Origin of the sequence: Salinicola sp. LHM (assembly GCF_034479735.1) — a bacterium.
Lineage (GTDB): Bacteria > Pseudomonadota > Gammaproteobacteria > Pseudomonadales > Halomonadaceae > Salinicola > Salinicola salarius.
Genome location: NZ_CP140261.1, coordinates 1034714 through 1056698, shown reverse-complemented (window position 1 = coordinate 1056698; position 21985 = coordinate 1034714). Strand labels below are relative to the sequence as shown.

Annotated in this window: 22 protein-coding genes; 17 read left to right on the top strand and 5 right to left on the bottom strand. The window is 65.9% G+C overall.

All coding sequences use genetic code 11. The features are described from left to right. Window positions 1–7: 7 nt before the first annotated feature. The 3 genes from R5R73_RS05110 to zwf form a co-directional block, all read right to left on the bottom strand. Window positions 8–670: a bifunctional 4-hydroxy-2-oxoglutarate aldolase/2-dehydro-3-deoxy-phosphogluconate aldolase gene (locus tag R5R73_RS05110; RefSeq protein WP_322529561.1), complete on the bottom strand. Its 663-nt coding sequence runs from the start codon at window positions 668–670 to the stop codon at window positions 8–10. An 82-nt stretch (window positions 671–752) separates the two neighbouring features. Then, the gene (gene pgl / locus R5R73_RS05105) at window positions 753–1427 is read right to left on the bottom strand and encodes a 6-phosphogluconolactonase (RefSeq protein WP_322529016.1); all 675 of its coding nucleotides are present in this window, start codon (window positions 1425–1427) and stop codon (window positions 753–755) included. After that, window positions 1414–2898 (bottom strand): glucose-6-phosphate dehydrogenase, encoded by a 1485-nt coding sequence (zwf, locus tag R5R73_RS05100; RefSeq protein WP_322529015.1) that lies wholly within the window; start codon window positions 2896–2898, stop codon window positions 1414–1416. Before zwf ends, pgl begins: the two co-directional genes overlap by 14 nt. Before the next feature lie 238 nt (window positions 2899–3136). Here zwf and hexR point away from each other — a divergent pair, with 238 nt between their 5' ends. The 17 genes from hexR to fabG all read left to right on the top strand — a co-directional run bounded on the left by hexR (window position 3137) and on the right by fabG (window position 20027). Then, window positions 3137–3997: a transcriptional regulator HexR gene (gene hexR / locus R5R73_RS05095; protein ID WP_071231885.1), complete on the top strand. Its 861-nt coding sequence runs from the start codon at window positions 3137–3139 to the stop codon at window positions 3995–3997. A 132-nt stretch (window positions 3998–4129) separates the two neighbouring features. Continuing rightward, a complete protein-coding gene (locus R5R73_RS05090; protein ID WP_071231884.1) occupies window positions 4130–4984 on the top strand; it encodes a putative selenate ABC transporter substrate-binding protein in 855 nt (284 codons plus the stop codon). A 5-nt stretch (window positions 4985–4989) separates the two neighbouring features. Continuing rightward, on the top strand, window positions 4990–5688 hold the full coding sequence (locus tag R5R73_RS05085) for an ATP-binding cassette domain-containing protein (protein ID WP_322529014.1): 699 nt from the start codon (window positions 4990–4992) through the stop codon (window positions 5686–5688). Further along, the gene (locus tag R5R73_RS05080) at window positions 5685–7181 is read left to right on the top strand and encodes an ABC transporter permease (protein WP_322529013.1); all 1497 of its coding nucleotides are present in this window, start codon (window positions 5685–5687) and stop codon (window positions 7179–7181) included. The genes R5R73_RS05085 and R5R73_RS05080 overlap by 4 nt, the downstream gene beginning before the upstream one ends. Window positions 7182–7430: 249 nt before the next feature. Further along, entirely contained in the window at window positions 7431–8120 is a 690-nt protein-coding gene (locus R5R73_RS05075) for a beta-ketoacyl synthase chain length factor (RefSeq protein WP_322529012.1), read from the top strand. Window positions 8121–8269: 149 nt separating this feature from the next. Further along, the gene (locus R5R73_RS05070) at window positions 8270–8536 is read left to right on the top strand and encodes a phosphopantetheine-binding protein (protein ID WP_071231880.1); all 267 of its coding nucleotides are present in this window, start codon (window positions 8270–8272) and stop codon (window positions 8534–8536) included. 16 nt (window positions 8537–8552) lie between these two features. Next, entirely contained in the window at window positions 8553–9179 is a 627-nt protein-coding gene (locus tag R5R73_RS05065) for a hypothetical protein (protein ID WP_322529011.1), read from the top strand. Next, window positions 9166–10914, top strand: a complete 1749-nt coding sequence (locus R5R73_RS05060; protein ID WP_322529010.1) for an AMP-binding protein — start codon at window positions 9166–9168, stop codon at window positions 10912–10914. Before R5R73_RS05065 ends, R5R73_RS05060 begins: the two co-directional genes overlap by 14 nt. A 3-nt stretch (window positions 10915–10917) precedes the next feature. After that, complete coding sequence (locus tag R5R73_RS05055; protein ID WP_322529009.1) at window positions 10918–11673, top strand: glycosyltransferase family 2 protein; 756 nt, start codon at window positions 10918–10920, stop codon at window positions 11671–11673. Then, window positions 11670–12659 carry a glycosyl transferase gene (locus R5R73_RS05050; RefSeq protein ID WP_071231877.1) on the top strand — a complete coding sequence of 330 codons (990 nt, stop codon included), beginning with the start codon at window positions 11670–11672 and terminating at the stop codon, window positions 12657–12659. The genes R5R73_RS05055 and R5R73_RS05050 overlap by 4 nt, the downstream gene beginning before the upstream one ends. Before the next feature lie 41 nt (window positions 12660–12700). Continuing rightward, complete coding sequence (locus R5R73_RS05045; protein WP_071231876.1) at window positions 12701–13255, top strand: outer membrane lipoprotein carrier protein LolA; 555 nt, start codon at window positions 12701–12703, stop codon at window positions 13253–13255. Then, window positions 13252–15582 carry a hypothetical protein gene (locus R5R73_RS05040; RefSeq protein ID WP_322529008.1) on the top strand — a complete coding sequence of 777 codons (2331 nt, stop codon included), beginning with the start codon at window positions 13252–13254 and terminating at the stop codon, window positions 15580–15582. Before R5R73_RS05045 ends, R5R73_RS05040 begins: the two co-directional genes overlap by 4 nt. Beyond that, window positions 15575–16873, top strand: coding sequence for an NAD(P)/FAD-dependent oxidoreductase (locus R5R73_RS05035; protein WP_322529007.1), 1299 nt, complete (start codon window positions 15575–15577; stop codon window positions 16871–16873). Before R5R73_RS05040 ends, R5R73_RS05035 begins: the two co-directional genes overlap by 8 nt. After that, window positions 16870–17457, top strand: a complete 588-nt coding sequence (locus R5R73_RS05030) for a DUF3261 domain-containing protein (protein WP_322529005.1) — start codon at window positions 16870–16872, stop codon at window positions 17455–17457. Before R5R73_RS05035 ends, R5R73_RS05030 begins: the two co-directional genes overlap by 4 nt. Window positions 17458–17476: 19 nt before the next feature. Further along, the gene (locus R5R73_RS05025) at window positions 17477–18658 is read left to right on the top strand and encodes a beta-ketoacyl-ACP synthase (RefSeq protein WP_322529004.1); all 1182 of its coding nucleotides are present in this window, start codon (window positions 17477–17479) and stop codon (window positions 18656–18658) included. Window positions 18659–18708: 50 nt separating this feature from the next. Further along, on the top strand, window positions 18709–19248 hold the full coding sequence (locus R5R73_RS05020) for a hypothetical protein (protein WP_322529003.1): 540 nt from the start codon (window positions 18709–18711) through the stop codon (window positions 19246–19248). Between the two features lie 41 nt (window positions 19249–19289). Continuing rightward, on the top strand, window positions 19290–20027 hold the full coding sequence (fabG, locus tag R5R73_RS05015; protein ID WP_322529002.1) for a 3-oxoacyl-ACP reductase FabG: 738 nt from the start codon (window positions 19290–19292) through the stop codon (window positions 20025–20027). 133 nt (window positions 20028–20160) lie between these two features. Here fabG and R5R73_RS05010 read toward each other — a convergent pair whose 3' ends face one another. Both R5R73_RS05010 and R5R73_RS05005 read right to left on the bottom strand, forming a co-directional pair. After that, window positions 20161–20349: a hypothetical protein gene (locus R5R73_RS05010; RefSeq protein ID WP_071231869.1), complete on the bottom strand. Its 189-nt coding sequence runs from the start codon at window positions 20347–20349 to the stop codon at window positions 20161–20163. A gap of 447 nt (window positions 20350–20796) precedes the next feature. After that, window positions 20797–21936: a helix-hairpin-helix domain-containing protein gene (locus R5R73_RS05005; protein WP_322529001.1), complete on the bottom strand. Its 1140-nt coding sequence runs from the start codon at window positions 21934–21936 to the stop codon at window positions 20797–20799. Between the last annotated feature and the right edge of the window lie 49 nt (window positions 21937–21985).

Genomic DNA, 21985 nt, shown 5'->3' with positions numbered 1-21985 from the left:
TGCCGGTTCAGCGCGGATAGCGCTGCGTGGCTTCCCGTGTCAGTTCGGTAATACCCGCCCAATCTTCGTTATCGATGAGCGACTTTGGCGCCATCCAGGAACCACCGACGCACATCACGTTGGGTAGCGCCAGATAGTCTGCGGCGTTGTCCACGGTGACCCCGCCAGTCGGGCAGAACAGCGCTTCCGGCAGCGGACCGCCGAAGGACTTCAGCGCCTTGGCACCGCCATTCGCTTCCGCCGGGAAGAACTTGAAACGGCGATAGCCATACTCCCAGCCGGTCACGACTTCGGAGACGGTGGCCACGCCCGGCAGCAGCGGTACATCGCTGCCGGCGCCATACTCGAACAGGGCCGGCGTCGTGCCGGGCGTGACGACGAAATCGACGCCGATCTCCTCGCAGACCCGGTACTGATCGATGCCCAGCACGGTGCCCGCGCCGATGATCGCATCCGGCAGCGCCTGCTTGATCTGCTTGATGGCCTCGACCGCGCAATCGGTACGCAACGTGATTTCGAGGACATTCAGACCGCCCTCGACCAGCGCCTTGGCCAGCGGTACGGCATGTTCGAGACGCTCGATGACGAGAACGGGGATGATGGCGCCGGAGCGGCAGATTTCGTCCAGACGCTCGATGTGTGAAGCGGGCAAACGTTGAGCGGATGACATAGGTTGAGCGGATGACATAGAGAGGAGACTCCTTTGAAGAATATCGGCACTCGCTCGGTCGGCGGGCAGGTGCCGGCAGGCGCTAAGGCGCCCAGTAGAGGGTAAGCGGACAGGCCAGGAAGGCACGGATCGGCAGTTCGCGGACGTCATCCCCGCTGAGCGCCTGGGCCAGCACCGCTTTCTTGGCGTCGCCGACCAGATGCAGCGCGTGACGGCGGGCATCGTGAAGCCGGGCCGCGCTCAGGGTGATGCGAGGCTGGGGGACGCTGGGCGCCCGCACGGCCACGACGCTGTCGTCCGTGCTCAACGCCAGCGAGAGCTCGCCGCTGTCCGGAAACAGCGATGCGGTGTGACCGTCGTTGCCCATGCCGAGCACGACCAGACTGGCCGGCCACGGCAGCGTCGCCAGACGGGCGGCGACCGTCGCCGCGCCCTGCTCCGGCGTGGGGTCGGAGGTGGTCAGCGAGTGAAAGGTCGCCGCGGCGGCCGGCCCTGTCAGCAGCGTTTCCCGGACCAGGCGCGCATTGCTGTCGGCGTGCTCCTCGGGCACCCAGCGCTCGTCGGCGAGGGTGACATCGACCCGCGACCACGCCACCGGCTGCTCGGCCAGCCGCCGGAAGAACGGCAGCGGGGTCGAACCGCCGGAGACGACCAGCAGCGCGCGCGGCTGGCTGGCCAGATCCGCCGTCAATGCCTGGGCGGCAGCGACAGCCAGCTGCGCACCGATCTGCTCGCGAGCGCTGTCAGTAGTCTTCATACCAGGAGCGACCGTCCTGCGTGATCATCGCGATGGAGGCGACCGGCCCCCAGGATCCCGCCGGATAGCGACGCGGCGGAATATCACGCTTTTCCCAGCCAGCGATGAGGTGATCGACCCACTTCCAGGCGTACTCGACTTCGTCGCGACGCACGAACAGATACTGCTGGCCTTTCATGACTTCCAGCAGCAGGCGCTCGTAGGCGTCCGGAATCCGCTCCTTGGGGAAGGCGTGGTTGAAATCCAGATGCAGCGGGCCGGGGCGCAGGCGCATGCCCTTGTCGAGGCCGCCGTCCTTGGTCAGCACCTGCAGCGCGATCCCCTCTTCCGGCTGCAGCCGGATCACCAGCTTGTTGGCAGCGAGGTTGCGCTGGTCGGGATCGAAGATGTAGTGCGGCTGCTGGCGGAAGTGAATCACGATCTGCGACAGCTTCTCCGGCATGCGCTTACCGGTACGCAGGTAGAACGGCACGCCGGCCCAGCGCCAGTTGGCCACTTCGAGACGCATGGCGACGAAGGTCTCGGTTGTGCTGGAGGTGTTGGCGTCCTCTTCGTCGAGATACCCCGGGACGCTCTCGCCGTCTATGGTGCCGGCGACGTACTGCCCGCGAACCACGTGGCGATTGAGGTCCTCGCCTTCCAGCGGCTTGAGCGCCTTGAGCACCTTCACCTTCTCGTCGCGAATGGCATCCGCGTCCAGGTTGGCCGGCGGATCCATGGCGAGCATGGTCAGCAGCTGCAGCAGATGGTTCTGGACCATGTCGCGCAGTTGGCCGGCCTTGTCGAAGTAGCCCCAGCGCCCTTCGATACCGACCTGCTCGGCCACTGTGATCTCGACGTGGGAGATCTGGCTCTGGTTCCACTGGTTGCCGAACATCGGGTTGGCGAAACGCAGTGCGATCAGGTTCTGGACCGTTTCCTTGCCCAGATAGTGATCCATGCGATAGATGCGAGATTCGGGGAAGACGGCACCGATGGCGTCGTTGATCTCATGCGAGGACTCGAGGTCATAACCGATCGGTTTCTCGACCACCACCCGCGATTCGCCATCCAGGCTGCCGCTCTGCTCGAGATTGGCGCAGATCGCCCCGTAGATGCTGGCGGGCACGGCAAGGTAGATGGTCAGCGGACACAGGGGATCCGGACTCTGGGCGTGCCAGTCCCGAATCTTCTCGTAGCCGTCGATGGTGTCGAAATCGAGCTGCGCGTACTCGAGCCGGGCCAGGAAGCGGTCGAGACACTTCTGCTCCAGCTCCTTGGGCTTGATGCGCTTCTTGAGCGTCCCGAGTACGGTGCTGCGGAAACTGTCGATGTCATGCTCGCGACGTGCCAGCCCCAGAATTCGGGTATCGGTGCCCAGCAGGCCATCGCGATCCAGATGATAGAGTGCCGGGTAAAGTTTGCGCAGCGCCAAGTCGCCAAGCGCGCCGAACAGAGCCAAGTCCACGTTGGGCGTTGCCTCTCGAGTCATTGCCTCCCTCCGCCAGTGTCGTTAATTTACGAATAAAATACGCCATCCAGGCGTCATTTGACATTCGACTTCGTCATTAAATTACCGCCTCCTACCAGTATACCGCGCCGCAGGGCCACGAGGGCGTAACCTGGCGATCACGGCCTATCACCGCTTGGCGCTGTTGCCGGCAGACGCTAGGATGCAGGGCCTGTGATGATTCACCTGTCATTCCGCCGCAAGGAGATGCCCCGCAACCATGGCAATGCACGATCTCATCGCCCGCATTCGTTCGCGGGTCGACGACCTCAATCGCTCGGAACGCAAGGTCGCCGACGTCATCCTGCAGGACCCCAACGCGGCAATTGGCATGAGCATAGCCACTCTGGCACAGGCTGCCACGGTGAGCGAACCCACGGTCAACCGCTTCTGTCGCAATTTCGAAACCAAAGGCTATCCGGACTTCAAGATCCAGCTGGCCCAGAGTCTGGCAGGCGGAACGCCCTACGTCAGCCGCAGCGTGGAGAGCGACGACGATGCGGCAGCCTATACCGACAAGATCATCGGCGCGACCATCGCCGCACTGGACGAGGCTCGCCGCGAGATCGACCCGAAGCGGATCGAGCGCGTCGTCGATCATCTCTCCCAGGCCCGCCAGATCAGCTTCTTCGCCCTCGGCGCCTCGGCGCCGGCGGCCTTCGATGCGCAGAACAAGTTCTTCCGCTTCAACCTGCCGGTGGCCGCCTACAACGACGTGCTGATGCAGCGCATGATCGCGGCGGCGTCCCATACCGGCGACGTCATCGTGGTGATTTCCTATACCGGCCGCACCCGTGAACTGGTGGAAGTCGCCAAGGTGGCCCGCGACAGCGGTGCACTGGTCATCGGCATCACTCGCGATGGGTCGCCGCTGGCGGAAGTCTGCACCGACATCCTGCCGGTCGACCTGCCGGAAGACACGGAAGTCTACATGCCGATGAGCTCGCGGATGATCCACATGGCGTTGATCGACGTGCTCGCGACAGGCGTCACGCTGCGCCGAGGCGAGTCGTTCCTGCCTCATCTCAAGAAGATCAAGGAGAGCCTGCGGCCGACCAAATTCCCGCCGAAGGATAAGTGACGACAGTCTCTCGGCCTTCGAGTCACCGGGCAGCCAGACGTCCATCAACGTGGATAACCACACGCGGCTTAATGCCGATGCGCTCATGCGGTTATCATGGCCGCCTTCTGAAATCATCGAGGCCCGTTTCCCATGCGCTGGATGTTTGCCCTGGTTCTGTCGATCGGCTGTTCGCTCGCCCATGCCGACGAGACTTTCCGCTTCACGGCCATCCCCGATGAGGACCAGTCTCGCCTGGTCGAACGCTTCTCCAAGGTTGCCGATTACCTCTCGGATCGGCTCGGCGTCGATGTCGAATACGTTCCCGTCACGTCCTATGGCGCCGCGGTCACCGCCTTCCGCAACGACCAGGTACAGCTTGCCTGGTTCGGCGGCCTCTCCGGCGTCCAGGCCCGCCAACTGGTGCCCGGCTCGCAAGCCATCGCCCAGGGCAAGGAAGATGCCGAGTTCGTGAGCTACTTCATCGCCAATACCGCGACCGGCATCGAGCCGCAGCAGGAAGCGCTGCCCGAATCCGTGGCCGGCCACTCGTTCACGTTCGGCGCCAAGACCTCGACGTCCGGTCGTCTGATGCCGGAGCACTTCATTCGCCAGCGTTTCGACGAGGCTCCCGAGCAGGTCTTCTCCCGCGTGGGCTTCTCCGGTGATCACACGCGCACCATCGCGCTGGTGGAATCCGGCACCTACGATGTCGGCGCGGTGAACTTCACCGTCTGGCAGGCTGCCGTCGAGGATGGGCGCGTCGATACCGACAAGGTCGAAGTGATCTGGGAATCGCCGACCTATCCGGACTATCAGTGGACGCTGCGCGGCGACGCCGACGAGCGTTACGGCAAAGGCTTCACGCAGAAGGTGCAGCAGGCACTGGTCGACATGACCGATCCGGCACTGCTGGAGAGCTTTCCGCGCTCGGGCTTCATTCCGGCCAGCAACGATGACTACGGCCCGATCGAGTCGGTCGGGAAGTCCATCGGCCTGCTGCGCTGAGACCCATGCCGCTACTGACTTTCGATAGCGCCGACCTGGGCTACGGGACGCAGGTGGTGCTGCCGGCGTTGACGCTCTCCCTGGAAGCCGGCGAGCGCGTGGCGCTACTGGGTCAGAGCGGCGCCGGCAAGTCGACGCTGCTTGCCGAGATTCGTCGCCGGCTGGGCAATACCGCCGCCTGGTGCCCGCAGGGACACGGGCTGGTGCCACTGCTCTCGGTCTATCACAACATCTATATGGGGCAGCTCGAACGGCACGCCGCGCTGAGCAACCTCTTCAACCTCCTCAAGCCTCGTCGCCAGGCGTGGCAGACCATCGAAGCCTTGGCTGACGAGCTGGGCCTCGATGGATTGCTGCGTCGCCCCGTGGCGCAGCTTTCCGGCGGTCAGCGCCAGCGGGTCGCGATCGCCAGAGCGTTCTACCAGCAGCGCGAAGTCTTCCTTGGCGACGAACCGCTGGCCAGCGTCGATCCTCATCAGGCGCTGCGACTGCTGGAGCATATCCAGACTCGCCATGCCTCCAGCGTCATAGCCCTGCACCAGCATCGGCTGGCGCTGGCGCATTTCGATCGGGTCATCGGCCTGCGTGACGGTCGGATAGTCCTGGATGCCCCAGCGCGAGAGCTGACGCTCGCCCAACTGGACGCGCTTTATCCGGATGCGAGGAAATCGAGTCGCGAGACCGAGGCAGATGCCACGACATGAGCGCGCCTCCCGGACTGCTGCAAGGCAATAGCCCCGGCCTGACACTTGCCCGCCGCTCGCTGGCGCTGATTCTGCTGTGCCTGCTGCTGCTCCCCTTCGCCGACCTGCGTATCGTCGCCGTCGATCCGTGGGGGGAAGTGTGGCGAATGGCGCAAGGTTTCGTCCGGCCCGACTTCGTCGCGCTGGAAAGCCCGCTTCGAGCGATCGCTCTGACCGTCAGCGTCGCGCTATGGGGAACTCTCATCGGCGCCGTGCTCGGCTTCCCGCTGGCGCTGATCTTTCATCGCTCGCGGCTCGTGCGCGCCTTCTGCGCCTTCGTGCGCGCCATCCATGAGCTGTTCTGGGCGCTGCTGTTCCTGCAGGTCTTCGGCCTCTCCGCGGTCACCGCGCTCGCCGCGCTGGCGATCCCCTACGCCGGGATCTTTGCCAAGGTCTACGCAGAGATTCTGGAACTCACGCCGAAAGCCCCGACGGAGGCGCTGCCTGCCGGCACCGACCGGCTGTCCCGCTTTCTCTATGCCGAGCTGCCGCTGGTCTGGGAACGGCTTGCCAGCTACACCCGCTACCGTTTCGAATGCGCCATGCGGGCCAGCGTGCTGCTCGGCTTCGTGGGGCTGCCGACGCTCGGCTTCTATCTCGAGAGTGCCTTCCGAGAGGGGCGTTTCGGCGAAGCCGGAGCGCTGCTGTGGCTCTTCTATGCCCTCGTCGCCACGCTGCCGTGGTGGGGGCATCGCCGGCTGTTGTTACCGCTGCTGATCGGCGCGCTGTTCTTTCTGGGGCCGTGGCCCGATGTCGATAGCGATCTGCTGTGGCGCTTCGTCAGCCATGATCTGTGGCCGGCACCGCTACTCGACGGGAACCTGGCCGGTCTGGGGTCGTGGCTGTCCAGCCTGCCGGACCTGCTGCCGGCCATCGGCAATACGCTACTGTTGGCATTGATGGGCACCGTCGGCAGCCTGGTACTGGCGCTGCTGTTGTGGCCGCTGGCCAGCTTTCACTTCGGCCACCCATGGCAGCGCTTCGGCGGCCGGCTGCTGCTGGTCGTATTGCGCTCGACGCCGGAACTGATGCTCGCCTTCATCTTCCTGCTGATGCTGGGGCCTTCGATGCTGCCGGCCTGGCTCGCCCTGGCCCTGCATAACGGCGCGCTGATCGCCTTTCTGGTCGCACGCCACGCCGACGGCCTGACGATCGGCATGGCGGATCTGCCGGCCTCTGGACGCTACGCCTACGAACTGCTGCCGCGCCTTTACCCCAACCTGCTGGCACTGCTCTGCTATCGCGCGGAAGTCATCATGCGCGAAACCGCCCTGCTCGGCATGCTGGGTGTCGCCACGCTGGGCTTCTACATCGACTCCAGCTTCCAGTACCTGATGTTCGATCAGGCCTTCTTTCTGCTGCTGGTCACCGCCGGCCTCAACATCGCCATCGACACCATCTCCCGCCGTTTCCGGCCTCGCGACGTCCCGCTCGACGATCCCTGTAGTCGCTAGGGGCCGGTTTGTGGGCCAACGCCCGTCGATATTTGATCTGTATCAAGTTCAACCGAGTGAACCGAGGGTAGGCTTATTCAGGCCCAAGGGATCGTCCTCCCGGGGTGCGTCGAACCCCGGTTCGGCGCTCTGATGCCCTCCGCCCATGGCGCCACCCTCCTTCAGAATGCATAAAGCTTGCACCGCGCTGACCTTATTTTCCGTTATGATGCGTAAAGTTGCAGCAATACGGATCGTTGAAACGACGCCATGACGGACCTTTACCTACAGGATTGGCGAGCCTGGACACCTCACCGCGAAGCCGACGGGGAATCCCGGCTCGACACGCGTGACAAGCCTGCCGGCAAGGCCATTCCCTCGATGTTGCGGCGCCGTCTCAACCTGCTCGGACGCGCGGTTTGCGACATGCTCTCGGACCTCGATCCCAGTGCAGACGCCATCGTGCTTCACGCCTCTCGTCATGGCGACGGCGAGCGCACGCTGGAGATGCTGTACGGTTTGACTGAAGGCGAGCCGCTGTCGCCGGCGCGTTTCGGTCTGTCGGTACACAATGCCACCGCCGGCGTCTACTCGATCGCCAGCGGCAATCGACGCAGCCAGCAGGCGATCGCGGCCAGCGGCGGCGAGTGGGCCGCCTTGATCGTCGAGGCGCGCGGCTATCTCGCCGACGGCCATTCGAGCGTAGTGGTCGTCTTCAGTGACCAGCCCGTTCCTCGACGCTTCGCCGCCTACGCGCCGGAATCCTGCTTGGCAGCCGTTGCCCTTCGAATCGGCCAGGCCCCGGCCCCCGATGCACGACGACTCTCGGAAACCTCGGTCACGGTGGAGACGCCGACCTTGCAGCCACTCGACATCATCGACTGGCTGATGGACAAGCGTGCGACTGTGGCGTGTCCCATGAGCCGCCGTGGTTGGCAACTCGCCAGCGTTCGGCCATGATCCGCTGCCCATGACATGACGTTTACCGCATGACATTTCCCGAGGCCGAAACGACAGGCCTGCACGCCGGACGCCACCGGCAACGCGCCCGATGCGGGATCGAGCGCCCGCAACTGATAATGAACGAGTGACAAGGACGACCAAGACCGATGGCAACGACAGCGCTGGAACACGAACTCAAAGAGATGATCATCGAGACCCTGGAACTGGAGGATGTCACGCCGGATGACATCGACCCCGACGAGCCGCTGTTCGTCGAAGGGCTGGGGCTCGACTCCATCGATGCGCTGGAACTGGGGCTCGCGCTGCAGAAGCGCTATGGCATCACGCTGGAGTCCGAAGCGGAATCGTCGCGCCAGCATTTCGCCAACCTGCGAAGCCTGGCGGCACTGGTCGAATCGCGTCGCCAGAAATGAACCCGGCGGCGTCCTCTTGATTCCGTCAGCGCCTGCCCAGGGCCGCAACCGCCTCCTGTGGGCCGCAGCGGGTCTCGTTGGCCTGCTCTGGCCGCTGGTGGTGCATTATCTGCTGCCGCACTACGGTGCCTGGCCCTTGCTGATCGCGCTCGCCGCCATCGCCTGGTGGCGCCTGCCGCCGGCACAGCGCCGCTGGGGCTGGGGCCTGCTGCCGCTGCTCCTGCTGTTGATGATGACCGACAGTGCCGAGCTGGGGCTTCGCCTGTGGCCGGTGGTGGTGAACCTCGCCCTGCTGCTGCTCTTCTCCCACGGACTGCGTCACCCGCCAACGCTGATCGAGCGATTCGCCCGTCGCCAGGAACCGGATCTGCCGCCTCATGCCGTACGCTATACCCGCCGAGTCACTCAGGCCTGGTGCGTGTTCTTCGTGCTCAACGGCAGCGTGGCGCTGATCACCGCGATCCATGCCGATCTCGACGTCTGGGCCTGGTACAACGGCGGCATCGTCTACGCGCTGATGCTTGCGATGTTCCTGGGCGAATGGTGCATCCGCCAGCGCGTCAAGCGCCGGGCCGCAGCGCATGACGAGAGGATGCATGACGCAGCAGGACACGACGAAAAGAGGCCGCATGACGTTTCGTGAATTGAGCGCGCGCCCGTGGCGCCATCGCCCTCTTTCGGAGCCCTTCGCCTGGCTACCGCCGGAGGGCAATACGCCCGCGCGCTGGTTCAGCGTCGGCGAGTGGCACGGACGGATCGGCGCCTGGCAGCAACAGCTGCTCGACACGCCCAACGACAACGACAGCTGGCGACTCTACGAGCCGGATCCGATCGAATTCGGCGCCGCCTTGATCGCGATCTGGGAGCGCGGCGACCGCGTCGTCCTGCCGGCGGACAACCAGCCGGAAACGCTATCGGGCCTGCGCGACGCGGGCGTCGTTCTGGGATCGAGCGAGCAGGCGCCCGAACAGACCCCGTCGGCAAGGCTCCCGAGCCGACCGCCTCGGTGGTCCTCCGAACCGCTGCCCGCCGTCGCCGTTTCGCTCTATACCTCCGGCTCCAGCGGCGATCCGCAGCGGATCGACAAGCGTTTCGACCAGCTGGATGCCGAACTCGCCACCCAGGCATCGCTCTGGCCCCTGCGCGGCCAACTGGTCGTCAGCCAGGTCAGCCACCAGCATATCTACGGACTACTGTTCTCGATCCTGCGTCCGCTCTGCGAGGCCAGCCCCTTCTCGGCGCAGCCTTGCCGCTACCCGGAGACCCTGTATACCTGGCTGCGGTGTTGTAAGACGGAAGGCCGCCGGATCGTTCTCGTCAGCGCCCCACCGGCACTGTCGCGGCTACCGGAAGCGCTCGACTGGCAGCCGGAGCGCGCCGTCCTGGAGACCATATACAGCTCCGGCGCGCCGTTATCGAAGGGTGCCAGTGACCAGGTCTTCGAGTGGCTCGGCAAGCCGGTTCACGAGATCTACGGCAGCTCCGAGACCGGCGGCATCGCCTGGCGCGTTCAGCAGCGCGGTTCGGCGTGGACCGCCCTGCCCGGCGTCGAGGTGCGTCATGACGAGGAGAGCCGCCTGTGGCTGCGCTCTTCCCATCTGGAGACGTCGAACCAGTGGCAGCGCCAGGCCGACCTGATCGCGCTGACCGACGACGGGTTCGAGCTGCTGGGCCGGGCCGACCGCATCGTCAAGATCGGCGGCAAGCGACTCTCGCTGACGGCCATGGATTGCGCCCTCGCCACGCTGCCCGGCGTCGAACGGGCGACCACCTGGACACTGCAGCGGCGCGACCTGCGGCTGGCCGCGGTCATCCAGCTGTCACCCGACGCGATGCCACATGACCACCGACAGCGTCGCGAAACGGTGAAACGGCTGCGCAGGGCACTCGCCGCGCGCTTCGAGACCCCGGCGCTGCCCCGCTACTGGCGCTTCGTCGATCACTGGCCCACCAACACCCAGGGCAAGCTGAGCGCGGAGATTCGTCAGCGGCTGTTTCAGGATCTGGAAGACCGACGCGCACCGCGCTGGCTGGGCGAGCGCCCGCACGAGAGCGGCTGGCGCATCACGCTGGAAGTGCCCGAGCACTGCATCTATGTCGACGGTCACTTCGACGGCCAGCCCGTCCTCCCCGGCATCGCGCTGGTACACTGGGCGATGCAGCAGGCGCGCCGACTGTTCGCCATTGACGCCGATTTCAGCGGCCTCGAGCGGCTGAGATTCCCGCAGCCGCTGCTGCCCGGCGACCGCTTCGAGATGACGCTCGAGCATCGCCAGGACGACGCCGGGGCGAGCCTGCGCCTCGAGTGCGACAGCCAGCGCGGCAAGCACGTCAGCGGCCGCATCGCGCTAACGGCCCAGCAAGAGCTGAAGAGGTAGTCGATGTCGAGTGAAGATACCGCCCGCATCGCGGTGCTGGTCCCCGTCTACAACCACGCCGAAGCCATCGGCCAGACGCTGGCGCGGCTCGAGCTGCTGGACCTGCCGATCATCCTGATCGACGACGGTAGCGACGCCCACTGTGCCGGCGTGCTGGACGATCTCGCCCGCGATCCACAGGTGGACCTGGTCAGGCTGCCCGTCAATCGCGGCAAGGGCGCCGCCATCCGCGCAGGGCTGGCGCGAGCCGCCGAGCGCGGGCTCACCCACGTGCTCCAGGTGGACGCGGATGGCCAGCACGAGGCCAGCGACCTGCCGCCTTTCGTCGAAGGGCTTCGCGCCGACGATGAAATTCTGCTGCTCGGCTATCCGCGGTTCGACGCCAGCGTCCCCAGGCACCGTTTCTATTCCCGCTACATCACCCACTCGCTGGTGTGGCTGGCGACGCTGTCGTTCGACCTCCGCGATACCATGTGTGGGGTCAAGCTCTATCCGGTTGCCGCCGTCAATCGCCTGATCGCCGAACATCCCTGCGGGGACCGCATGGAGTTCGACAGCGAGCTGCCGGTGCGCTGGCACTGGCAGGGCGGGCGCGTCGGCAATCTGCCGGTACGGGTGCACTATCCGATCGATGGCGTCTCCCACTTCAAGCTGTGGCGAGACAACGTGCTGCTGGCCCGCATGCATCTGCGTCTGGTGCTCGGCATGCTCGGACGTCTTCCCATCCTCTTGCGACGCCGCCAGGAAACGCCTTCATGACACCGATCAGCAGCAATCCCAATCACTGGTCGAGAATTCGCGAAACCGGCACCGCCGGCGGCATTCGCGCCATGGTCTGGATCCGGCGCAAGCTGGGCCGGCTACCGTTCCAGATCATGCTGCTATTGGTGATCGTCTACTACTACATCGCCCACGGTCTGCACCGACGCGCTTCTCATACCTACCTGACCAGGCTGTGGCGGCATCTTCACGGTCAGCCCCCCAGCCATCTGACCTGGCTGAGCCTGCGCCACTTCCGCAGCTTCGGCCAGAGCCTGATGGACAAGATCGACGCCTGGAGCGGCATCCCGCCGGCGCTCAGCTTCGAGGGCGACACTCGAGAGCGCTTTCGCCAAGCGGTCGCCGGCGGACGCGGGGGCATCATGCTCGTCTCCCATGTCGGCAACATGGAGATCTGCACCGCCATGAGCGACATGCAGGACGATTTCCGCGCGACGCTGCTGATGCACACCCGTAACGCGCAGCAGTTCGACGAAGTCCTCGCTCGCTCGACCCACCGCGAGAATCCGCCGGAGATCATCGAGGTCAGCGAGATCACCCCGACGACGGCGATGAAGCTGGGCCGCCGGATCGCGGAAGGTGGTTTCGTGGTCATCGCCGCCGACCGCGTGCCGATCAGCGACAGCGGCCGCGCCCGTACCCTGCCCTTTCTGGGCCACCCGGCACGATTCCCGGAGGGGCCGTTCTGGCTGGCCAGCCTGCTGCGCTGTCCGGTCTACACCATCGGCTGCTTTCGCGAGGCCAAGGGCTACCGCGTCGATTTCGACCACTTCGACGATACCAGCGAACTGAGCCGCCGGGATCGGGCAGCCTGGATCGACAGCGCCATGCAGCATTATGTCGACTGGTTGACACGGCAATGCGAGAAGACGCCGCTGCAGTGGTTCAACTTCTTTCCCTTCTGGCTGGATTGCGACGACGCCCACCCGGACGCCGGCTCCGAGGACGGGCGACCCGCCGGCTGACCCTCGCCACTCGAGACCTGAAACCCCACAAGGACTTCCGCATGCCGCTTCGCCGATGGTTGATCACGCTTCTGCTTCTACTGGCGCCATTGAGCGCCCAGGCCTTCGATCTGGACGACCTGCAACGCCAGCTCGCCGCCACCCCGGCATTGGCAGGCAGTTTCGAACAGCAGCGCGAACTGGCGGATCTCGATAGCTCTCTCACCAGCCGGGGCACGTTCCTCTTCGAGCGCGGCAAGCGCGTCGTCTGGCAGCTCGAAACCCCGGTCGAGGAGCGCATCGAGCTCACCCCGGAAGCGATCACCAACGGCAGCGGCGAAAGTGCGCCCCCCGGCGGCGAACAGGTGGCCCAGCTGTTCCTGCAACTGCTGGAAGGGGACTGGCAGGCGCTGGAGTCGCGCTTCACGCTGGCGCTCTCCGGCGATCAGGATGCCTGGCAGGTCGCGCTGACCCCGAAAGAAGCGGCGCTGCGTGAACGTATCGCCGGAATCACCCTGCAGGGTGATCGCACCATCGACCGTCTCGACATGCGCACGCCGAACGGCGACCGGCTCGAGGTTCGTCTGTTCGACCAGCACCCGCTGAACGGTTCATGACCCGCGCAGGCTATCGCCGGCTCGGCTGGCTCTGGTTCGCGGTCCTGGCGCTCTGCACCATCTGGCTCGGATGGATGCTGCGCCACGGATTGCCCGCCGATACCGACCTCACCGCGCTGCTGCCCGCCGATCGGCAGGCGCCGCTGATCGAGCAGGCGGACCGCGAACTGGGACGCGGCTTCGAGAATCGCTTCTTGCTGCTGCTCGGCGACGACGAGCGCGTCACGACGACCCGGGCATTGGGGCAGGCGTTGCAGACGCTGGTCGACGACGGCCAGCTTGCGGCCATCGACTGGCGCGAGCTGGATCTGGCCGATGCCGATCCCCACGACTGGATGGGCCGGTGGCGCTATCGTCTGCTGACACCGGAATGGCAGGAAACCATCGATCGCGGCGACGCCGGCACGCTGGTGGAGCCGGCGCTGCGCCGGCTGTTCTCGCCGACGGCACGCCCGGACCCCGTCGCCGACCCTTTCGGCCTGCTGGATACCTGGCTTGCACGCCTGCCCGGCAGCCCCATCGGGGCCGCCGATGGCCTGCTGACGCTGGATCGCGACGGCCGACAGTGGAGCGTGCTGATCGGCGAACTCGAGGGCTCGCCCTACGACCAGCCGATGCAGAACGCTCTGCACGCGACGCTCGAGCAGTTCCAGCAGCAGCATCCCGACGCCGAGCTGCTGCGCTCCGGCCTGGTGTTCCACGCCGCCGCCGGCGCGCGCCAGGCGAAGCACGAGATGTCCACCATCGGCGCGGCCTCCCTGCTCGGGGTGCTGCTGATCATCGGGTTCGTCTTTCGTTCGCCCCGGGTGCTGCTGCAACTGATGGTGCCACTGCTGGCCGGCTCGCTGTTCGCACTGACATTGACCCTGGGTTTCTTCGGCCGCCTGCACCTGCTGACGCTAGCCTTCGGCGCCAGCCTGATCGGTATCGCCATCGATTATGTGCTGCACCTGCAGTGCGATCGCGCCATTGCCGGTGAAGGATTCCGCCTGCGCAGGCTGCTGCCGAGTCTCGCGCTGGGCCTGATCTCGAGCGTCATCGCCTACGTGGCGCAGGCGCTGACACCGATGCCGGGATTGCGCCAGATGGCCGCCTTCGCCGCCTTCGGCCTTGTCGGTGCCTGGCTGACGGTCGTGCTGTGGCTGCCTCGCTTCACGCTTCATGCCAGCCCGTTCACCGCACGTCTGGCGACACGCTGGTGGCGGCTGTGCCAACCTCGCTGGCGGTTGCCGCCCTGGCTCGCCCTGATCGGCGCCGTCGTGCTGGTCGTCATCTGCGCCGTCCGCCTGACCAGCGACGACAGCCTGGAGCTGCTCAACCCCTCGCCGGCGGCGCTGATGCAGGACGAGCAGCGGGTACAGCAACTGCTCGATCGCGATACCGGCAGCCGTTACTTCCTGGTTCAGGCCGAGGATACCCAAACGCTGCTGGCCCGGCTCGACTCGCTCGACACCGCGCTCGATCGCGCCATTGCCGACGGGCTCGAAATCGACTATCAATCGCTGGCCGACGCGGTGCCGACGGCAGCGCAGCAGCGGGCCAACCTGGCAAGGGTGCGCTCCCTCTATGGCGAGCCATTAGACGATCTGATCCGGCGCGCCGGATTACCGGCCGAGGTGGCCGAGAAAGCCAGGGCGCGGCTCGACACCTCTGCCCCGCTGACCGTGTCCGACTGGCTGGACACGCCGCTGGGGCAGTACCAGCAGCGGCTATGGCTGGGCGAGACACCGGAGGGCGGCGTCGCCGCGATGGTGGTCGTCTCCGGGGCCAGAGACGCCGAGACCGGGCGCACCCTGCAGGCAGTGGCCGAGGCCGTGGGCGGCCCGCAAGCCAGGGTCGAATATGTCGATCGGGTCGACCGGATCGGCGCCTTGCTCGGCGAGCTGCGCCGCCATACCGCGCTCTGGGTCGTGCTGGCGATGGCGTTGATGACGCTGGCGCTGGTGTGGCGGTATCGGCGCCGCGCGTGGCGCGTGATCGTGCCACCCTTCGGTGCCACCCTGATCGTACTGGCGGCCTTCGCCCTTGGCGGCGTCCCGCTCAATATCTTCAACCAGTTGGGCCTGCTGCTGGTCTTGGGGATCGGGCTGGATGCCGGTATCTTCAACGTGGAGCACGCCAGACAGCCATCCGCCTGGCTCGCGATCACGCTGTCGACCCTGACCAGTCTGCTGGCGTTCGGCATGCTCGCCTTCAGTGCCACGCCGGCGCTGCACTATCTGGGTCTGACCTGCCTGATCGGGCTGGCCAGCGTGTGGGTTCTGGTTCCCTGGGTAAGACCTGTCGATACAGACCGGATCCATCAACAGGAGAACGAACATGGCTGAAGTCGATCACGATGTCATCGTCATCGGTGCCGGGCCGGCCGGGGCCGCCGCCGCCGCACGCCTGGCAGCCTTCGGCCGACGCGTGCTGGTGGTCGAGCGCAGCCACTTTCCCCGCTTTTCCATCGGCGAAAGCCTGCTGCCGCAGTGCATGAGTCATCTCGAGGAGGCCGGTCTGCTGGAGAGCGTCCTGGCCGCCGATTACCAGCCCAAAAATGGCGCCGCGTTCACCCGCAACGGCCTGGAGACGGCAATCGACTTCCGCGAGAAGTTCACCCCGGGCTGGGGCACCACGTTCCAGGTCGAACGCGCCGACTTCGATCATCGGTTGATCGATGGCGCCTGCGACCAGGGTGCAGAGGTCGAATTCGGCGTTACCGTCACCGCGTTCCGGGCCGACGACGACCGCCCGCAGGTCGACGTGGTCGATGAATCCGGCAACGCCCGCACGCTGACCGCCCGGTTCGTGCTCGACGCCAGCGGCTATGGCCGTGTGCTGGCCCGGCTCGAGCATCTCGAGCGCGACGCGCGTCAGGATCCCCGCACGGCGCTGTTTACCCACGTCGAGGCCTGCCCTGCGGATTCGAGCCACGATCGCGAAAAGATCCTGATCGGCGTGCATCCCGACGATGCCGGCATCTGGTACTGGCTGATCCCGTTCCGGCACCAGCGTGCCTCGGTAGGTGTGGTCGGCGAGACCGAGCGCCTCGAAGCTTACGGCGCCACTCCGGCGGCACGATGGCAAGCGCTGATCGACGCCGAACCCCGTTTCCGCCAGCTCCTCGAAGGCGCCCGGCCCACGCGTCCGGTGGGCGAGCTCAGCGGCTATTCCGCCGACGTGACACGTCTGCACGGCCCCGGCCATGCGCTGCTGGGCAATGCCGGCGAATTCCTGGACCCGGTGTTCTCGTCCGGCGTGACCATCGCCCTGCGATCGGCCAGCCTGGCAGCGCCGCTGGTCGACCGCCAACTGGCCGGCGATGCGATCGACTGGCATGCCGAGTTCGAGGTGCCGCTGCGCGAGGGTATCGAGACGTTTCGCGCCTTCGTCGATGCCTGGTACGACGGCCGCCTGCAGACGATCATCTTCCATGCCGACGCGCCGAGCGACATCAAGAGCCGCATCAGTGCCATCCTGGCAGGATACGCGTGGGACCGAAGCAATCCGTTCGTCAGCGCATCGCGTCGTCATATCGACACGCTCGCGGCCATCTGCGAAAGGCAGGCGGAGTCTTCGACGACACAGACCGAGACCCCACGGCCGCCCGCCCGGGCGACGGAGAACAGACCATGAAGCGCAGCCTGCGACCGCTAGGGCTACTCTGTCTGGCGATGGTCCTGAGCGCCTGCAGCCTGACGCCGCCGGTGTCGCCGACGCCGCCCCTGGCCGCCGCGACCACCGCCGACACCTTGAAGAGTCGATTGACGTTCCAGCCTGACGAGGGCGAACCCCGTACGCTGATCGCCTTCATCCGCATCGATCCCGACCGACTGCGAGCCGTGCTGGTCACGCCCTACGGCCAGCGCGTGACGACGCTGGTCCGCGATGCCGACGGCGCGCGATTCGAGGCCGGCGACGCCCCGGGCGAATCGCCGCTGCCGATCCCGCCAGCGTGGCTGGCATCGCGCCTGGAGTGGAGCCTGTGGCCGCTCGACACCTTGCGTGACGCCTTCGACGGAAGCGCCTGGCAGGTCGTCGACGACTCGGCGCATCGCGACATTCTCTATCGCGGCGAGCTGGCCGCCCGCATCACCCCGGTGCCGGACCGCGAACACGCCAGGACGCTGACCCTGGACGATCGCCAGGGCGACTATCGACTGACGATCGACCCGATGCGGGCGCGCGATGATGGAGAAGCGCCAATGGAGAAGAACTAATGCAGAAGAACGCTGACTCATGAGTGCTGTCTTTCCCTGTCGCCTGTCCCGCCCCGGCGTCGTCTGCTCGCTGGGTGACGATCTGGATGCGATCGCTCGCGCGCTCTTCGCTGGCGAGCGCGGCCTGACGACCAGCGATGCCTTCACGCCGGGCCGCCCCCTGCCCCTGGGCCGGGTCGTCGGCGAACTGCCGGACGTCACCGGCTGGCCGAAGAATCACCGCAGCCGCAACAATCGCTTGCTGGCGCTGGCGCTGGAACGGCTAGAGGCGGAAATCGAACCGCTGCTGACCCGGGTGCCCAGCGATCGGATCGGCGTGGTGATCGGCACCAGCACTTCCGGCATCGGCGAAACCGAGCTGGCGCTGGCCGCCAGCGGCCGTGAAAGGCCGCTGCCAGAGGACTTCGCCTACGCCCGCCAGGAACTGGGCGCGCCGGCACGTTTCATTGCCGAGCGGCTGGGCATCGCCGGGCCCTGCTATTCCCTCTCCACCGCTTGCAGTTCCAGCGCCCGGGCGCTGGCCAGCGCCAGGCGTCTGCTCAAGAGCGGCCAGTGCGACGCGGTGATCGCCGGCGGCGCGGATAGCCTTTGCCGCCTCACGGTCAACGGCTTCGCCAGCCTGGAAGCCGTCAGCGACGCGCCCTGCCTGCCTTTTTCCCGCCATCGCGACGGGATCAATCTCGGCGAGGCGGCGGCGCTGTTCGTGGTTACCCCGGAGGCCGGCGGCATCCAGCTTGCCGGCGTCGGCGAGAGTGTCGATGCGCACCACATCTCGGCTCCGCGTCCCGACGGCAGCGGCGCCGCCGAAGCCATGCGCCAGGCAATGGCGATGGCCGGACGCGATCCGGCGGAGATCGACTATCTCAACCTCCACGGCACCGGCACACCGCTCAACGACAGCATGGAGGCCGCGGCCGTCGCGACGCTGTTCGCCACGCCCCCGGCTTGCAGCTCGACCAAGGCGCTGACCGGTCATACCCTGGGCGCGGCCGGTGCACTTGAGGCGGCGTTCTGCTGGCTGGCTCTGGATCGCGGCCATCTGCCGATACACGTCTTCGACGATGACTACGACCCGGACATTCCGGCCCTGCCATTGGTGACGCAAAACGCCACACCGGCTCGTCCGCTGCGTCATGCCCTGAGCAACAGCTTTGCCTTCGGTGGCAACAACGCCAGTCTGCTGCTGTCCCGGGCCGATTGAAGCGCCGGCTTGCCCGGAAAGAGTAACGCAAGAACGACGACGGAATTCCCTTGACTGCATCCGATACGCCTTCGCTCCCCTGCCCCGTCGCGCCGCTGGTCCCCCACGCCAGAGGGATGTGCCTGCTGACGCAACTGGACGAGGTCCGCGAAGAGGGGGCGACTGCCGAAACCGTGACCCGGCGCGACGATCTGTTCGCCGAGCCCGACGGCATCCCGGCGTGGGTCGGTGTCGAGTGGCTGGCTCAGGCCGTCGCCGCCTGGGCCGGTTTCCGGGCCGCCGCATCGGGCGAGGCACCGGCCCCGGGTCTGTTGCTGGGCGCCAAACGCTATCGTGCGCGCGTGCCGGTCTTCGATTTCGACCAGCGGATCCGTGTCACCGTCACCATCGACTTCATCGCCGACAATGGCGTCACCCAGATCAGTGGCGCCCTGCATACCATCGACAAGCATGCCATAGAAAAGCATGCCATCGAAAAGTACGACATCGGAAAGCACGCCACGGCGGTGCCGGACGATGCCGAGCCGCTGGCTCGCGGCAGCCTGACGCTCTATCGCCCCGCCGCGATGCCGGCACTGAACGGCGCCTGACGCCCTGACTTCACCATTCGCAGCTCTGCGCTCGAGGCCCCATGGAAGAACGACATCCCGAGACGATTCTGGTCACCGGCGCCAATCGCGGCATCGGCGAAGCGATCGCCAGACGCCTGGCCCGCGACGGTCACGATCTGGTACTGCACTGCCGGCGCCCCGGCAACGACATCGACGCGGTCAGGGCCGCAGTGGAAGCCGAAGGACGCCAGGCGCGCATCGTCCACTTCGACGTCGCCGAGCGGGAAACCGTCAAGGCGGTGCTGGAGGCGGACATCGCCGAGCACGGCTGCTACTACGGCGTGATCTGCAACGCCGGCATCACCGCGGACAAGCCCTTTCCCGCGCTGACGGGCGAGGACTGGGACAGCGTGCTGCGAACCAATCTGGACGGTTTCTACAACGTCCTGCATCCGCTGGTCATGCCGATGATCCAGCGGCGCCGGCCCGGACGTATCGTCGCGCTCTCGTCGATGTCCGGATTGATAGGCAATCGCGGCCAGGTCAACTACAGCGCGGCCAAGGCTGGGATCGTTGGCGCCAGCAAGGCGCTGGCCGTCGAGCTGGCCAAGCGCCGCATCACGGTCAACTGCGTCGCGCCAGGGTGGATCGAGACGCGCATGACCGATGAGCTGCCCCGCGACGAGATCCGCAAGCTGATTCCCATGCAGCGCACCGGGACCGCCGAGGAAGTCGCCGGCACCGTGAGCTTTCTCTGCTCGGCGGATGCCGCCTACATCACGCGTCAGGTGATCGCGGTGAACGGCGGCATGTATTGATCGCTCGTTCCAGCACCGAGCTGAACGGTTCATGCTTCCGGCAAGGTGTTCGTCCGGCCGCCCGGCAACGAGCCGGCTCGAAACAAGTGGCTGATCGAGTCCCGCCGATCCAGTCCCATCATAGCAGCGGGCATCACTCCGGCTCGCGGGGCTCCCGGACGGGCGGTGTCATCACTGCCGGTTGACGAGCCGCCAGCTCGGCGACGGCGATCTCCAGCAGAACCACGGCCAGCTCACTGACATTGACGTTACGTTTGCTGGCCTCGGTCGCCAGTAGTCGATAGGTGGAATCGCTGAGGTGGTTGAGCACCAACCGGGCCATATGGGAGTCCTCGAGTGCCGGTTTCTGACACTGTAACGAGTTATCGACAGGTACTCAGGCTGAAATCACTAGACCTGAGGCATGATCCCCTCTAAGGCAGGCCGGCCGTCGACCCCGCGCCGTGCTGGACCCGGCCACGGCGTGGTAACCTTGCCCTTCACCGTACGACCCGGCATTTCGATGCCCCTCTGTGCCCCAAGAATCGACGGAGCTTCCGAGACACCATGCAGGACGTGGCCTCCAGCAAGAGCACTCAGCATACGCCGATGATGCTGTGCGCTGTAGATTTATCCAGCGCCGAAACTGCTTGAGCCGCGCCATATCTGGCCTCAGCCCTCCCCGCTTATCACTACCGACAGCGCCAAATCGGCATAGTTTGGCGCTCGGTTTGCCCCATTTTTGCCCCATAGACCTGCCCCCTTCTAAGGGGGAGGTCCCAGGTTCGAATCACATCCCACACACCAACCCACTAGCCGCGATCTCGTGCGCCCGTGACGCGCCGATACCGCTGATCCTGGTCAGCTCTTCAACACTCGCCCAGGGGCGGCCGTCGATGATGTCTTGCGCTCGAGCCGGGCCGACGTTGGGTAACCGGTCGAGCTCAGCCGGCGTGGCGGTATCTAGGTCGATGCAGCTGGCCTCGGCCGACTGGCCGCCCTCACCCGCTATCTGGTTCACGCCTCGGAATTGCTGCTGGGCATCGTCTGTCGTCAGGTAGATCGGGGCGTGGTCCGAGACGATGTCGCGTGCGGAGCCATGATCGATGCCCAGCATCTCGGGGAAGCGGACGATGCCGATACCGGAGACGTTGAGTTCGGCAGGGTCATACCAGAAGTTGTCGTAGAGGCTGGCGTACTGGCCGTCCGTCTCACTCAACGTGGTGGCGCCGCGGGTAATGGCCGGCTGAGCTCCGGTGTCGCGTAGCGGCTGCCAAGCGGAATCGCTGGGCGGCAAGTTGAAGTCGCCAGCGATGACCCGTGCGCTATCCGGATAGACTTCGCGCATCCACTCCCAGATGCTTGCCAGCTCGCGGATCTCCGGCGTGCGATCGGCGCGGTTGTCGCCGTAGACGATATGCACTGCGGCCATGGCGATCTTGTCGCCCGTCTCCTTGTCGCGGAACTCCGCCAGGTAGGGCTCCCGCGCGAACAGGTCACCGGGATCCAGATAGACCACGGCGCCCTGGGTGTACTCGACGGCGCTGTCTCGCCAGAGATAAGCGTAGCTCTCGCGGTATGAGCTGCGCCCCACTGTATGCGACGCCATCGAACTCCACTCTTCGCCCGTCTGCCGCTCCAGCTCCTGCTCGAGCTGCGCGACGGCGCTCTCATCCATGACTTCCTGCAGCGCCCAGAGATCCGCGCCCTTCGCGATATCGGCGACGGCGTCGATCCGCTTGCCATTGTTCCAGCCGAGGTGTTTGAGGTTCCAGCTGCCGATCGTGATGTCAGCAAAAGCAGGTGCTGGAAAAGCGAGACAGGCAATAAGGCAGGCAATCTTCGTCTTGCAGGGCATGCAGTCTTCCGGTTTCAGAATGGCTTCGCGGGCGCAATCTACCGGCCATTCATCCAGAAGTCTCGCATCCATGCGAATTTTTCATGCCATCTAACTCCTTGCCCCGTCTCGGATTGTTCCG

Coding starts and splice junctions, on each gene's coding strand:
- R5R73_RS05110 (WP_322529561.1), bottom strand. CDS start 670: ATGTCATCCGCTCAACGTTTGCCCGCTTCACACATCGAGCGTCTGGAC.
- pgl (WP_322529016.1), bottom strand. CDS start 1,427: ATGAAGACTACTGACAGCGCTCGCGAGCAGATCGGTGCGCAGCTGGCT.
- zwf (WP_322529015.1), bottom strand. CDS start 2,898: ATGACTCGAGAGGCAACGCCCAACGTGGACTTGGCTCTGTTCGGCGCG.
- hexR (WP_071231885.1), top strand. CDS start 3,137: ATGGCAATGCACGATCTCATCGCCCGCATTCGTTCGCGGGTCGACGAC.
- R5R73_RS05090 (WP_071231884.1), top strand. CDS start 4,130: ATGCGCTGGATGTTTGCCCTGGTTCTGTCGATCGGCTGTTCGCTCGCC.
- R5R73_RS05085 (WP_322529014.1), top strand. CDS start 4,990: ATGCCGCTACTGACTTTCGATAGCGCCGACCTGGGCTACGGGACGCAG.
- R5R73_RS05080 (WP_322529013.1), top strand. CDS start 5,685: ATGAGCGCGCCTCCCGGACTGCTGCAAGGCAATAGCCCCGGCCTGACA.
- R5R73_RS05075 (WP_322529012.1), top strand. CDS start 7,431: ATGACGGACCTTTACCTACAGGATTGGCGAGCCTGGACACCTCACCGC.
- R5R73_RS05070 (WP_071231880.1), top strand. CDS start 8,270: ATGGCAACGACAGCGCTGGAACACGAACTCAAAGAGATGATCATCGAG.
- R5R73_RS05060 (WP_322529010.1), top strand. CDS start 9,166: ATGACGTTTCGTGAATTGAGCGCGCGCCCGTGGCGCCATCGCCCTCTT.
- R5R73_RS05055 (WP_322529009.1), top strand. CDS start 10,918: ATGTCGAGTGAAGATACCGCCCGCATCGCGGTGCTGGTCCCCGTCTAC.
- R5R73_RS05050 (WP_071231877.1), top strand. CDS start 11,670: ATGACACCGATCAGCAGCAATCCCAATCACTGGTCGAGAATTCGCGAA.
- R5R73_RS05045 (WP_071231876.1), top strand. CDS start 12,701: ATGCCGCTTCGCCGATGGTTGATCACGCTTCTGCTTCTACTGGCGCCA.
- R5R73_RS05040 (WP_322529008.1), top strand. CDS start 13,252: ATGACCCGCGCAGGCTATCGCCGGCTCGGCTGGCTCTGGTTCGCGGTC.
- R5R73_RS05035 (WP_322529007.1), top strand. CDS start 15,575: ATGGCTGAAGTCGATCACGATGTCATCGTCATCGGTGCCGGGCCGGCC.
- R5R73_RS05030 (WP_322529005.1), top strand. CDS start 16,870: ATGAAGCGCAGCCTGCGACCGCTAGGGCTACTCTGTCTGGCGATGGTC.
- R5R73_RS05025 (WP_322529004.1), top strand. CDS start 17,477: ATGAGTGCTGTCTTTCCCTGTCGCCTGTCCCGCCCCGGCGTCGTCTGC.
- fabG (WP_322529002.1), top strand. CDS start 19,290: ATGGAAGAACGACATCCCGAGACGATTCTGGTCACCGGCGCCAATCGC.
- R5R73_RS05010 (WP_071231869.1), bottom strand. CDS start 20,349: ATGGCCCGGTTGGTGCTCAACCACCTCAGCGATTCCACCTATCGACTA.
- R5R73_RS05005 (WP_322529001.1), bottom strand. CDS start 21,936: ATGGATGCGAGACTTCTGGATGAATGGCCGGTAGATTGCGCCCGCGAA.